We start from the raw sequence: 14055 nt of genomic DNA, 5'->3' as shown, positions 1-14055 counted from the left end.
ATTTTATAGTTAAATTTGTTCATTTGTCTAACTTGAATCAGCCGGTTTTGATATATTCTGGAGATACAACCATCAAAAGTGCGGAGAATCAGAATTGTGAAGTTACATAAACCAATATTAGTGGGAGGACTGGGTTTGTCCGTTTCCCTGTGGATGTTAGACACCTGGCATGATTCAATAGTACAGGTAGGAGAGTTTGGTCTGTTGAGTGCTTTAGTCGTTGGTGGGGGTTTGTGGTTGTTGCAGAAAAATCGCCCCCAGATTGGTGAACAGCTAGATAATATGGTTATAGATAGGTCATCTGTAGAAAATGCAGTCAATAAAACCCAAGCTATCATCAACCAACTCGCACAAGAAGCAGTCAACCATGCCAGCTTAACAACTTTACGTGAACAACTGGAACAATTACTTTTAGAGTTGGATAGACGAGAAATTCAAATTGCTGTTACAGGTGGTAAGTCTGTAGGTAAAAGTACAATTATTCAAACTCTCAAAAATGTAGAAACTTTATCTACAAACTCTCTACATTTTGTAGAAACAGCACCTTTATTTACAGGAATGAATGAAAATTCTGATGCGGTTACATTATCAGAACTGCAAAAATCTGATTTTGTTTTATTTCTTACCAATGGAGATTTAACAGATTCAGAATTTCAAGTTTGGCAACAATTAAAAGCTGTAAAACAATCAGTATTGCTGGTTTTTAATAAACAAGATCAGTATATAGTAGATGAACGCGCTACAATTTTGCAATCCTTGAAACAAAGAGTTTCTGGTAATGTAGTTGCAACTTCCGCTTCACCTTTACCTGTAAAAGTGAGAAAACATGAAGCTGATGGTTCTGTACAAGAATGGATGGAAAAACCAACACCAAACATTCAAGAATTAACAGAAAAATTAGTTGAAGTTTTAACACAACAAAAACAGCAGCTAGTTTGTACAACAACAATGCGGAAAGTGCTGTTACTCAAAGCGGAAGCGAAAAATTGTTTAAATAGCATCAGACGCGATCGCTCAACACCCATCATAGAACAAAATCAGTGGATAGCTGCTGCTGCTGCTTTTGCCAACCCAATTCCCGCTTTGGATATATTAGCAACTGCGGCTATTAATGCACAAATGGTAATGGATTTAGGTAATATTTATCAACAAAAAATTTCCTTAGAACAGGCGCAACAAGTAGCGGTCACTATGGGAAGCTTAATGTTGAAATTAGGATTAGTAGAATTATCTACTAGAGCAGTAACAGGTATTCTCAAAACTAATGCTGTCACCTTCGTTGCAGGGGGAGTAGTTGAAGGTGTGAGTGCTGCTTATTTAACCAAAATTGCTGGTTTAAGTTTGGTTGAATATTTTGAACAGCAAGAAATAGCATTAGAAACAGGAACTGGTTTAAACCTGGAAAAATTACGCCAAGTTTTGCAAAATGTATTCCAGCAAAATCAAAAAATTGCTGTTTTGGAAGCATTTGTTAAACAAGGTGTGAAACGGTTATTACCAGAAACAAAACCAGTTGAAGTATTGGGATAATTTTGTACACAGAAATTACAAACCCGCTTGCAGTGGAGTTATTCCCAAATAAAAAGCGGGTTTTATTGTCAGAATTTAGCAGTCAGAAGTCAGAAGTCAAAATATTTTTTAAATCACTCAAATTTCATGCGATTTTGAACAGATTTATTTTGTGGTAGGGTTTATGATAATGTCTGTGATTTTCTCAGATGTTGAAACTATTGGTAAATTTATGACACCTCAAGAATTTTTGGATAATTTAGCTACAGCAAAAACAGACTCAGAAAAACTTGTTGTTTTTGCAAGATACCTAGACACAACAGCATTAGATCATGCAACCACCCCCAGATGGAAAAGTTTAGCTTACAGTATGGAAATTCAATTTGCACTCAATAACCTTGCTTTTCATTTAGAAGCATTAGCTGAAAAAGCAAATTAATGATTGAAAATAATACTTAATAGGTATGATTTTTTTGTACCTATCAAGTAATTATATTTTTTGGTTAAACTCTCCTAAATACCTGATTTATCAATTCACAAATTACTTAAATTAGTTAAAGCTGACGATAAACGGCAAATAAATAATCATTATATTTGTGTTCAACCTCAAGATTAGTAAACGCCCAAGCGATTGGATAAGGTTTTTGATATTCTCCTAAAATATTGATCCTGTGACAAACACCAGGAATTTTGGTTAAGTATTTGTTGTTTAAAGGTGAATCACAAACAAATAAACCTCTAGCTGTGTATGTTGTACCTATGATATTTAAGCTATGATTAATTATGATTGCTACATAGTATTTATCATCAGCAGAATGCAGCACTTGAACTAAGTCATTATGAGTAATACCAAGTAAACGAGTAGGTAATTTAAAATCTGCGCTGGTGTCTAAGGGGAGGTTTTGAGTCTTTACCCAAGTGATAATTTCTTGATGTTTTTTCAATGCTGCACGTTTTTGGAAAAAATATTTGATCTGGGTAAATAAATTAGCGATCGGGTATATCAGTTGTAGTGCGATTAATATCAAGGTCATGAATATTCTTTGGAGTTTAAACATTTTTTACACCTGTTTGTTATAATTGAGATTATAAAACATTTTAATTAATCTATAGTTGTAACATACTATGCAGCCTAAACATCCTTGGTTACAAAAATGTATACAAAAGCTGGAAGAACTACCTCAGATAGAGACAACAACAACTATAGAACCTTTTTTAGAAAACACTCTAGCGGATGGGTTGTTAACAATATATACGCCTCATAACCAAGTTAAATATTTAGTTGAAATTAAAGCATCCATCACTTTAGATACAGTTGATGCAAATATTAATTATATCAATCATCTGAAGCAAAAACTGAGCAGTGATAAGAGAACATTGCTAATTACAGACACACTTTCTGATGCTGTTGTAGAGTCATTACTAGAAAACAATATAGAATTTATTGACACGATAGGTAATATTTACCTTAATAATTCGTCCTTATATATTTTAGTTAGAAGTAGTTCACAACAGAGCAAAAAATTACTATCTGCTCCTAAAATTACTACCAGCGCCCTAAAAGTTGCTTATGCTTTACTTCAAGATCCAAGTATTTTACAATATCATAATTTAGAACAAATAGTAAACGTTGCAGTTGTTGATTCTACGACTGTTAAACTCAGTCTTTTAGAACTGATAGCGAATGCTGCGGGAGTTGATACTAAAACAGTAAAACGCAGTCTCGAAACTTTGTATCAACTGAATTATTTACAGCGTCAACGCAGTGGAACATATCGGATTGAAAATTACACAAAGCTATTAGAAAGATGGGAAATGGGGTATATAGAAAATTTACGTCCAGAACTTTTGATAGGAACATTTACCCCTAGAGAAAATATAAATGTAGATTTTCATAGCATATCACAACGAATATTAGCAATAGCAGAAGATGAAAAAATTATAATTGGAGGAGAATTAGGTGCTGCAATACTCACAGGGTATTTAAAACCTATCAGCATGACTATTCATATTCCTGAAGAATACAATTATCGTGTGATCACAACCATGTTGCGTCTCAAACCAGATCCCAAGGGGAATATTATCATTTTGAAGCAATTTGGTAATAAAAATCAACCTAAATATAACTCATCTGAACCTGTAGTAGATCCGTTACTTATTCATGCAGAATTGTCTTTAAATCCAGATACAAGACTCAAAGAAACAGCTAAACGTTTGTATGAAAAATATATTATTGTCAGACAAGAAATTGCAGAAATGGTATAAAGATGAAAAACTTATATACTCAAATTGACTCAGAAACTAAAAAATTCCTCACTGATTTTAAATCTATCATTGATTCTTTAGAAGTTCCTATGTTATTGATAGGCGCTCAAGCAAGAATATTAATATTTGATAGTCAATATAAAGTTCAAGGTCGTGCAACTAAAGATTGGGATGTGGCAGTAAAATTAGATAATTGGGATAAATATAAGCTGTTAATAACCAAAATGACAACTGGAAATAATCCTCTATTTAAGATAACCAGCGTCACTCATAAGTTTATTCATATTGAAACTGGACTAGAAGTTGATGTTATTCCTTTTGGTAATATCAGTAAACCAAAGCAGGAAATTAACTGGCCTGATGGTAATCAAATGAGTATTTTAGGTTTAGAAGAAGCTTTTGCAAATACAGAGATTATAGTAATTGACAACGTAGAAATTCGGGTAGCTGATATTGACGCTTTTATCGCTTTGAAACTACTTGCTTGGAATGAGAGAAAGGAAAAGAAAGATTTGAAAGATATTATTACAGTCCTGCTAAAGTCTCCCAATGAAGAAGATGAACAGCGAGTTTATGATGAATTTATTGATGAAATTATATAAGGAAGATTTGAAGTAGATGAAGCGGCTATTATTTTTATAGGTAGAAATATTCAAAGTAAATTTAAAATTGAAACTTTTAATAAAGTCAAGGAAATTGTTAGTACAATACTAGAATTTCAAGATAAATATATTTCCGAATGTGTACCTAAAACTCCAGATGTTCAAGAATGGGATGAAAATTTTGATAAAATAGTGAAACGTTTTGAAGCATTGCAATATGGGTTCACTAATTTTTCTGAATGATTGATTATAGGAGGTTACACTTTTTTAAGTTATTAATTGATTTATAAGAAAATCTCACGCAAAGGCGCAAAGACGCAAAGAGTTAAATTTTGCATTTTGCAACTAACCCGCCTACAATTGAAATCGTAGGCTAATAGCCAAAGTCCACTAAAGTGGACTGAAAATCAATCTTTAGTCTACTTTAGTAGACTTGAGCTATGAGACTCTTAATTCATTTCTTGGCAGATTATTATATTATATACATCAAATTTGATTTACAATGTAGTTCAATATGACAACATTAGTAAAATTTTCCATCCTTGTTTATTATGAAAATTAAACCTACCATATTTTCCTTCTTCTCCGGTTCAGGTTTCCTCGATTTAGGATTTGACAATACAGGTTATAAAATCGCATACATTAACGAAATATTCCCCCATTTCATGTCTGCTTATCGCTATTCACGGGAAATTCTTAAACTCCCATCTCCTGAATATGGATATCATGAGGGTGAGGAAGCAGATGTCAGTAAATTAACTCAAGGAAATGCGGCACAAAAATTAAATGAATTAGTCAAAGATTCCCGAAAATCAAATAATATAATTGGCTTTATTGGTGGTCCACCTTGTCCTGATTTTTCTATTGGTGGTAAAAACAAAGGACATTTGGGGGATAATGGTAAATTATCGGAATCTTATATTGAGTTGATTTGTCAAAATTTACCTGATTTCTTTTTGTTTGAAAATGTTAAGGGTTTATGGAGAACTAAAAAACATCGTTTATTTTATGAATCTTTGAAAATTAAATTACAGCAATCTGGTTATATTTTAACAGAACGTTTAATTAATGCTATTGAATATGGTGTACCTCAAGATAGAGATAGAATTATTTTAATAGGTTTTAAAAATAATCTGCTCAATTGTATGGAAATTGATGATTTTACCTTTCCTTGGGAAGAATATATTTTATATCCTCAAAATCAAGTGTTTGCATATTCTTGGAATAAAACCGAACCTTTTAAAGAAAATTCTATCACCTATTGTCCTGATAATATTCCCCAAGAATTAACTGTTGAATATTGGTTTATAAAAAATAATGTGCTTAATCATCCTAATTCAAAACATTATTTTCACCCACGAGCAGGTATCACTAAATTTTTAACTATTGCTGAAGGAGATGATTCTAAAAAATCATTTAAACGTTTGCACCGATGGCGTTATTCTCCTACAGCTTGTTATGGAAATAATGAAGTACATTTACATCCTTACAAAGTGCGACGTATTTCTGTATCTGAAGCTTTAGCTATTCAATCTTTACCCGCTAATTTTTCACTTCCAGAAAATATGTCACTTACGAATATGTTTAAAACCGTGGGTAATGGTGTTCCGTACTTAGCAGGGAAAGCATTAGCTCAAAGTATACTTGATTTTTTGTATATTAAAAAGTTTTCTGACTCCTGACTCCTCCAAATATGATTTAATAGAGAAGAAACATCTTAAATTTTCATAAAGATTAATAATCCCTAACTGGCAGACTTAACAATGGCAGCAGACTCCCCCAACATTGATATTGCGCCATTTATCGATCACTCCCTGCTATTACCAACTACTACCCCAGAGCAGGTTGAAAGATGGTGTGAAGAAGCATATAGATTTAATTTTGCATCGGTTTGTATCCATCCCTGTTATGTCAAACAAGCTGCCCAACTGCTGCACAACAAAAACCCCCAAGTTTGTACTGTGATTGGTTTTCCTACTGGTTTGACGACTTCAGCCGTGAAGTTATATGAAGCGCAAGAAGCTGTGGAAAATGGTGCAACAGAGTTAGATTTGGTGATTAACTTAGGTTGGTTGAAAGCAGGTAAAAGCGAGGAAGTACACCAGGAAATTGCTACAATTTGTGAAGAAACTGGAAAACCTGTAAAGGTAATTTTAGAAACCAGTTTACTCACGGATGCAGAAAAAAAACTTGCAGCCGAACTAGCTATGGATGCGGGTGCTGCATTCTTAAAAACCAGTACAGGTTGGAATGGAGGAGCAACTGTAGCAGATGTACGCCTATTAAAAGAAATAGCACGGGACAGGGTGGGAATTAAAGCATCAGGAGGGATTCGCACCCATAACGACGCTTTAGATTTAATTATGGCTGGTGCTACCAGATTAGGAACATCTCGCGGTATAGACTTACTGCGTCAGCGCGATCGCCAAGAAGAGGTGACTGGTGATTAGGGACTGGGGACTGGGGACTGGTGACTGGTGACTGGAGACTGGGGACTGGTGACTGGGGACTGGTGACTGGGGACTGGTGACTGGAGACTGGTGACTGGGGACTGGTGACTGGGGACTGGTGACTGGAGACTGGGGACTGGTGACTGGGTAAAAATAACTAATGACTAATAACTAATGACTAATAACTAATGAGTAGAACTTATCAAGCAACTGGTATTAATCTGAAAACCCAGGCATTAGGAGAGTCAGATAAAATAGTGACAATTTTAACCAAAGAATTTGGTTTGATTCGGGCGATCGCTCCTGGTTCACGGAAACATAACTCCAGTCTGGGTGGGAGAAGTGGAATGTTTGTAGTTAATCAACTGCTCATTTCTCAAGGGCGATTATCACAACCAGCTACATCAACTCTCAATAGAATTACTCAAGCCGAAACTATAAAAACCTACCCAGGTCTAACCAAAGACTTGGGAAAATTAGCTGCTAGTCAATATTTAGCGGAAATAGTTCTGTGTCAAGCTTTAAGCGAACATCCCCAAGAAGAACTTTATGAGGTACTTAACGAACATCTCCAGCGTTTAGAAGCTTTACCAAAAAATCAAGGACAAGATGTAGTAGCATATTTAGCGCATGGAGTATTTCACCTCCTAGCTTTAGCAGGATTAACCCCACAAGTGCAATTTTGTTGCTTAACCCAGCGTCCCCTAACTCCAGACCTGACCAACCCCAACTGGCAAGCAGGTTTTAGCATTGCTGCGGGGGGAACAGTTTGCTTACAAGCGTGGGAACAGTTAAGAAAACAAAGGGAACGGCAAAAACAGGAAGAAAGAAAACAGGAAGCAGAAATTTCTCCATCGGCCAATAATTCCCCCAAAGCGGGTTATCAAACCCTTTTCCATCACCAAGACCTACCAAAAATTTCCCGTCGTTTGGGTGCAAAAGAATTAGAAATGCTCCAACATTTGTCCCAACCAGGGATAATGCAAATAGATGCAGCCGCAGATGATGGCTGGTTATCTGTTGAGCAAATTTTGCGCCAGTACACCCAGTATCACCTGGGTCGCCCTATTCGCTCTGCCACATTGATAGATTCTTATTTTGCCGCTAACCATGATGCAATCGTCTGATTTGGATCGAAAAATTCAGCCTTTATCACCTAGCCAAGCTAACAACAAGAATAGGGTATCAGAATCTTCAAGACCTAATCATTTAAGTTCTGTTTCACCCCTCAACTCTGGCAAAATTAATAGTCCAGAAATGTCTCTCAAAGAAGTTGCTGATGAGAAAAATTTGACATCAGAACTTGATGTGAATATACCTCAACCATCAGATATAGATTCACCAATTTCAGGAACAAGTAATGGTGAAAATGGTAAGGTTAATACTAAGGTTAATACTACGGAAAAAAGTTTACAAGTAACATCACCCCTAGAAACAGAAACATTACCATTAAACGGTTCTGGTTCAGGTAGAAATTCAGCATCAAGTGATGTGGAAGAAAAGGGATTTTTTCCTGTATTAAAAAACCCAAATTTCCTAGCACTGTGGGGAGGACAAGTTTTTTGTCAACTGGCTGATAAAGTATATCTAGTATTGATGATTGCTTTGATTAACAGTGAGTTTCAACAAGGTGGTCAAAGTATCAGTGCTTGGGTGTCAGCGTTAATGATGATCTTTACCATTCCCGCAGTTTTGTTTGGTTCAGTGGCTGGTGTGTTTGTGGATCGCTGGTCAAAAAAAGCTGTATTGGTAGCATCAAATATTTGGCGCGGTATCCTCGTTTTAGCAATTCCTTTTTTACTGTGGTTAACCCATGATTGGCAGCCTGTGGGAGTTTTGCCAGTGGGTTTTTTAATGATCTTACTGGTGACTTTTTTGGTTTCCACATTAACACAGTTTTTCGCACCAGCAGAACAAGCAGCCATTCCTTTAGTGGTGGAAGAAAAACATTTACTTTCTGCTAATTCCCTGTACACAACAACGATGATGGCATCGGTAATTGTTGGTTTTGCTGTGGGCGAACCAGTGTTAGTTTTAGCTGATAGTATTTGGGCAAAATTTGGCGGTAGTGGGGGACTAGGTAAAGAAATTTTAGTTGGTGGTTGTTATGCGATCGCTGGCATGATTTTATTCCTCCTCAAAACCAACGAAAAACCGCACCCGCCAGAAACAGAATTTCCTCACGTTTTTGAAGACCTGCGGGACGGTTTACGTTACCTCAAAGAAAATCACCGCGTCCGCAATGCTCTTTTACAATTAATTATCTTATTTTCTGTGTTTGCAGCTTTAACCGTTCTCGCCGTTCGCATGGCAGAAATTATCCCTAATTTAAAAGCTTCCCAATTCGGTTTTTTACTTGCAGCGGGTGGTGTTGGTATTGCAGGAGGCGCGACAATTCTCGGCCAATTTGGTCAACGTTTTTCCTATCGACAACTTAGCCTCTGGGGTTGTCTGGGTATGGCTGCATCTTTAGTTGGTCTTTCACTCTTCACAACCCAGCTATCGCTAGTGCTGCTTTTCATAACTTTATTAGGTGTGTTTGGCGCTTTGGTTGGTATTCCCATGCAAACCGCTATCCAAACCGAAACACCCCCAGAAATGCGCGGTAAAGTGTTTGGACTGCAAAATAATGTGGTTAATATTGCCCTGACTCTACCTTTAGCTTTAGCAGGTGTAGCGGAAACTTTCATTGGCTTAAAATCAGTCTTTTTGTCCTTGGCTGTGATCGTCTTTTTCGGAGGTATCTTCACCTGGTATAATTCCCGTACCTAGTTATCAGTTAGTCAATCATCAAAAAGTTAATAAAATCACTGGTTTTCGTGCTAAACTTAATCCAGCGAAAATTCAGGACATACTTGCTGAGGATTAATGAAACCTGATCCTAATTGATTGGCGATCAAGTTGATTAATTCCCAACTTAAAAACACCACAAATAAAGCCATAAATTTGCTATTTGACTTGGCTGATAGCTGGGATATTTAATAAAGATATGGCATTAATTTATTGATGCACAAAAAGCAGCAAGTATCACGGGATAAAAACAGCTAAGTATAAAACCCCAATCATTTCAAACCGATTTTATCAACAGCTAATTAAAGAATGCGTATAGCCTGGATTGGAAAAAAATCACCCTTTTGCGGTAATGTCACCTATAGTCGGGAAATTACAAATGGATTATTAGATAGGGGACATGATGTAAGTTTTCTTCACTTTGCTCAAGACGACTCTGAACCAGATAACTGGCCAAATTTTAAAGAAGTTCCCCTACCTTTTATTTATAAGTCCCAAGTTTACACACTTCCCGCTTTTAATGCCACTAAGGTTTTAAAAGACGCATTGCGGGAAATACAACCACAAATAGTCCATGCTTCCTTGACTTTATCCACTCTGGACTTTGTTTTACCAGAAATTTGCAAAGAATTAAATTTACCCCTGATTGCTACTTTTCACACTGCCTTTGCTGGTAAAGGAGCAAAATTAATTTCTGGTACGCAACTTTTAGCTTATCAGCTATACGCACCTTTTTTAGATAATTATGATAAGGTGATCGTATTTTCCCAAATTCAACGAGAATTATTAGCAAAAATGGGAGTTAGGGAAGAAAAAATCGCCGTTATTCCTAATGGTGTTGATACTGTTAAATATTCCCCTGGGGTTTCCCATATCAAACAAGAATTTAATGCTGAACGTTTGTTTGTTTACCAAGGCCGTATTGCACCGGAAAAAAATGTAGAATCCCTATTACGAGCTTGGAAACAGTCAGATATGGCTGCTGGTAGTAAGCTTTTAATAGTGGGTGATGGTCTATTGAGAGCATCTTTAGAACCATTTTATGGCTCAGAATATGGCATTATCTGGTTAGGTTTTGTCGCTAATGAAGAACGCCGTATAGAAATTTTACGGGGGGCAGATGTATTTATTTTACCTTCTTTGGTAGAGGGTTTATCCCTGTCTTTGTTAGAAGCAATGTCCTGTGGTTTAGCTTGTTTAGCGACTGATGTCGGTGCAGATGGGGAGGTATTGGAAAAAGGTGCTGGGGTAGTAATTAATTCTAAAACTGTGCGATCGCAACTCAAAACCCTTTTACCACTATTCCAAGATCATCCAGAGTTAACAACCATGTTGGGGCAAAAAGCAAGAAAACGAGTTTTAGAACGCTATACCCTGAGTGATAATATCAGTTCCTTAGCAGAACTTTATACACAAGTTTTAGCAAAGCGTCCTGTAACATTAGGTTGGGGTGTTTAAGTGATCAATTGACAATTGACAATTGATAATTGATAAGTGTTTCATTCAGGGTTTAAAACCTCCCCCTTCAAGGGGAAAAAGCCAAAAATGCTGATTTTTCCATTCTCTGATTTGAAGGGAGAGGTAATTTGTCAATTGTCCATTATTGATAAACTTTAAATAGTCTTAAATAGTCTCAGGATCAATATTTAACTCTCGCAATTTGTCAGCTAAACGGGATGCTTTTTGATCCGCTAATTTTCGTGCTTCTGCTTCTGCTTCCGCGCTTTCTTCAGGTGTAGGAACTAAAATTCCTGCGGGTGTGAAATATCGCAATAAACCATCATGAATACCCAAATATAAACCTAACTGTTGACTCCAAAGATGTCCTTTTTCATTTACTATTAAAGGTTGATATTCTCCATCTACTAAATGAAAACCTGCAAATTCTAAAGTATAAGGATCAAACCAAAAATAATCTGGTGTACGGAATGTATTTTGATAAAGTTCTTTTTTAAATTCTCGATCTGTATTTGCTGTACTGGGTGAGAGTATTTCGACAATTAAATTAGGATATTTACCATCTTCATCCCACACTACCCAACTTTTACGGGTTTTGCGTTCAGTTCCCAATACCACAAAGAAATCTGGACCACGAAAATATTCTGATTTTTTCTGGTTAGGACTATAGTAAATGCTCATGTTTCCAGTAGCATAGAAATCATTTCTATCTTTCCACAACCATTCTAGACATTGGAAAAGTAGGATTATTTGTCTGAGATGCAGTTCTGTTTCCACGGGGGGTTCATCACTATATAAATCACCAGGGGGAAAAATTACATCTTGGGAGATGTTTTCTTGTGTTTCTAATTCTTGTGCAATGATCATAAATTTGATATGGCATCAAGTTGTAATTTTTGGATTTTAACATAAATTTATGTAGGTTGGTTTGAACTAAAAAACAAAATTATTAAACCTGATTGTTAAAATTTGTATTTGGTTGCTCTATCAATTAATACGACATAAATTACTGTTACACTACGAATTTATATCAATATCTCAAATTTTTGTGGCTAATTGAGCAAGAATATCTTGACGCATTTCTATTGACTCAGAGTTCCAGTTATCAAATGGTTCTAAATCTTGGACTGCACGATCAATTGATGTATTTGAACCAATATTAACTTTTTCTCCTATTGATTTAGTAATTAAAAACTTAGATTTTGGATAGGCATTTTTCTTAATTTGAAAAGGTTTATCCTGTATTGAAGCATTAATAGGTTTTTCTAGCAAGGTAAGATTACCAAGCATCTTTATGTATTTATCTATTTGATCTGGTTTATCAAAATCAGATTTTATCCCTATAAAGTATTCCCAATCCGAACCAGATTTGTTCGTATCAAATTGTTCATAAACATCATTTAAAAGCTCTAAAACCTGTGTAATTTTTCCAAAGAAAATTAATATAAAAATGTAATTATTTACCCCACTAATAGAGATAAATAATTACTACTAAAATCCAATATTTTCCTAATTGCTCCCCTTCCCACTTGGACGCTGAATAATAGTTTCCATCACCCGACGTTTTGCTTTCGGATCAACACCTACCAACCGCACATATTCACCACTATATTCAGCTAAACAAGATTCTAAAGTTGAAATCGCATCAGATTCACCATCTATCTGTAAAGTACCACAACTTTGCCACGAACCAGCGCGAAAACGTCTTTCATCAACGTGTTCTACACCAATTTTATAACCTTGGGATAAAATTTGCCGGACTTGTTCCTGTGTCTCTAAACTTAAATGACTTTTATTTGTAATGCTATTATTTCCATTTCCATTAGTTACAGGTTGACTAACAGGTGTTTCTTTAATAACAGCTTGAGATTTATAAAGTCTACCCCGATTTAAACGATTATATTCATCAACTAAATGGGAAGTTTCCACCCGTTTTTGTTCACCTACCATTAAATTACCAGATTCAATTAAATGGGATAAACTAAAATCAGGTTTCTTAAATTCTGGTGGTGGTTCTACACTATTAACCACTCGCATTGAGATTTTTTCATAACCTATTTGATGAATAAAATCACGAATTTGTTCATCATAAATGCGAGAACGCAAAGCACTAAAAAAGTCAATAGACTGATGAGAGAAAGTATCTACTAACTGTTCAATTTCTCTTTGTGAAAGTCCATCTTCCGCAAAAATTCCCCCCACAACTCCTACCTTATCATCACGGTTGGGTTCCCAGTAAAACTTCTCCATTCTTCCATCTCTAATTAATGGTGCATAGAGAGTAGAAAAATCATTTCCTGTAACAATAATGGGAACACGACGAATAGGGTTAGCATCATAACTTCCTGGTAATTGTACATCAGTGGGATTATCTGCAATATTCATTAATGTTGCATTTACCAACTGAGTATTAACTGTGTATTGAGTACCTTCGTCAAAGCGTCCTGCACCTGCATCTAAATCATTAATCATTAAGACGCACATTTTACCCCGCACCTTAACTAATTCTGCGGTTTCTCGATAACGCAAACGAATTAACCGTGCTGGATCTCCTGCATCTGGACTTTCTAATTCTCCTCCAGAAATGAGGGTGACACCTATACCCATTTTTTCAAATGCTAATTCACATTGAAAAGATTTACCTTCACCTTTTTTTCCATGAATCCCTAAAATTAAGGGAACTCGCACACCGGGAATATTTAAAAAGTTTTTGGTGATGTGAACAGCAATTTTATCCAGAAACCGAGGGGAGATGTAGTAACCCATAATTTTATTATAAAAGAAAGTTATTATCAAAGTTTTGACTTTTGACTGAAAACCAAAATTAAAACTTAAAATCGTTTGGGGGATTTTTCCGATACAAAAAAGCTAACTAATGCTAACAAAAGTTGGCTTTTTCTTCCTGTTTCACCCTAGCAGTGTCGGCACTATCTAGTCCACAGGCTAACACGATCAATCTGACCGCTTCTTGTTTTAAATTA

At 35.8% G+C, this 14055-nt stretch carries 13 protein-coding genes; 9 read left to right on the top strand and 4 right to left on the bottom strand.

The features are described from left to right. Positions 1–153 precede the first annotated feature (153 nt). Complete coding sequence (locus tag H6F45_RS10490) at positions 154–1530, top strand: DUF697 domain-containing protein (RefSeq protein ID WP_190347175.1); 1377 nt, start codon at positions 154–156, stop codon at positions 1528–1530. A gap of 211 nt (positions 1531–1741) precedes the next feature. Beyond that, positions 1742–1948, top strand: a complete 207-nt coding sequence (locus H6F45_RS10485; protein WP_096572883.1) for a hypothetical protein — start codon at positions 1742–1744, stop codon at positions 1946–1948. 115 nt (positions 1949–2063) lie between these two features. On the opposite strand, the gene H6F45_RS10480 is transcribed toward H6F45_RS10485, so the two are convergent. Then, positions 2064–2567 (bottom strand): hypothetical protein, encoded by a 504-nt coding sequence (locus tag H6F45_RS10480; protein ID WP_096572298.1) that lies wholly within the window; start codon positions 2565–2567, stop codon positions 2064–2066. A gap of 67 nt (positions 2568–2634) precedes the next feature. Between H6F45_RS10480 and H6F45_RS10475 the strand changes: the two genes are divergently transcribed. From H6F45_RS10475 to H6F45_RS10445, 7 genes are all read left to right on the top strand, one after another. Further along, a complete protein-coding gene (locus H6F45_RS10475) occupies positions 2635–3774 on the top strand; it encodes a type IV toxin-antitoxin system AbiEi family antitoxin (protein WP_137668217.1) in 1140 nt (379 codons plus the stop codon). Between the two features lie 2 nt (positions 3775–3776). Further along, on the top strand, positions 3777–4376 hold the full coding sequence (locus tag H6F45_RS10470) for a hypothetical protein (protein WP_242052589.1): 600 nt from the start codon (positions 3777–3779) through the stop codon (positions 4374–4376). A 551-nt stretch (positions 4377–4927) separates the two neighbouring features. Continuing rightward, a complete protein-coding gene (locus tag H6F45_RS10465; RefSeq protein ID WP_190347142.1) occupies positions 4928–6058 on the top strand; it encodes a DNA cytosine methyltransferase in 1131 nt (376 codons plus the stop codon). Positions 6059–6139: 81 nt separating this feature from the next. Further along, positions 6140–6826 carry a deoxyribose-phosphate aldolase gene (deoC, locus tag H6F45_RS10460; protein ID WP_190347141.1) on the top strand — a complete coding sequence of 229 codons (687 nt, stop codon included), beginning with the start codon at positions 6140–6142 and terminating at the stop codon, positions 6824–6826. Positions 6827–7014: 188 nt separating this feature from the next. Then, positions 7015–7953: a DNA repair protein RecO gene (gene recO / locus H6F45_RS10455; RefSeq protein ID WP_137668912.1), complete on the top strand. Its 939-nt coding sequence runs from the start codon at positions 7015–7017 to the stop codon at positions 7951–7953. Continuing rightward, positions 7937–9598, top strand: coding sequence for an MFS transporter (locus H6F45_RS10450; RefSeq protein ID WP_190347140.1), 1662 nt, complete (start codon positions 7937–7939; stop codon positions 9596–9598). The genes recO and H6F45_RS10450 overlap by 17 nt, the downstream gene beginning before the upstream one ends. A gap of 327 nt (positions 9599–9925) precedes the next feature. Continuing rightward, on the top strand, positions 9926–11074 hold the full coding sequence (locus H6F45_RS10445; RefSeq protein WP_190347139.1) for a glycosyltransferase family 4 protein: 1149 nt from the start codon (positions 9926–9928) through the stop codon (positions 11072–11074). Between the two features lie 165 nt (positions 11075–11239). On the opposite strand, the gene H6F45_RS10440 is transcribed toward H6F45_RS10445, so the two are convergent. The 3 genes from H6F45_RS10440 to H6F45_RS10430 all read right to left on the bottom strand — a co-directional run bounded on the left by H6F45_RS10440 (position 11240) and on the right by H6F45_RS10430 (position 13840). After that, entirely contained in the window at positions 11240–11941 is a 702-nt protein-coding gene (locus H6F45_RS10440; RefSeq protein ID WP_137668909.1) for a Uma2 family endonuclease, read from the bottom strand. A gap of 171 nt (positions 11942–12112) precedes the next feature. Further along, complete coding sequence (locus H6F45_RS10435; RefSeq protein ID WP_347237725.1) at positions 12113–12418, bottom strand: HNH endonuclease family protein; 306 nt, start codon at positions 12416–12418, stop codon at positions 12113–12115. Positions 12419–12583: 165 nt separating this feature from the next. Further along, the gene (locus tag H6F45_RS10430; protein WP_190347138.1) at positions 12584–13840 is read right to left on the bottom strand and encodes a ribulose bisphosphate carboxylase small subunit; all 1257 of its coding nucleotides are present in this window, start codon (positions 13838–13840) and stop codon (positions 12584–12586) included. Positions 13841–14055 lie beyond the last annotated feature (215 nt).

This window comes from Sphaerospermopsis sp. FACHB-1194, assembly GCF_014696235.1.
Lineage (GTDB): Bacteria > Cyanobacteriota > Cyanobacteriia > Cyanobacteriales > Nostocaceae > Sphaerospermopsis > Sphaerospermopsis kisseleviana.
Note: the sequence above shows the minus strand (reverse complement) of the source record. Positions and strands in the feature narration are given on the sequence as shown.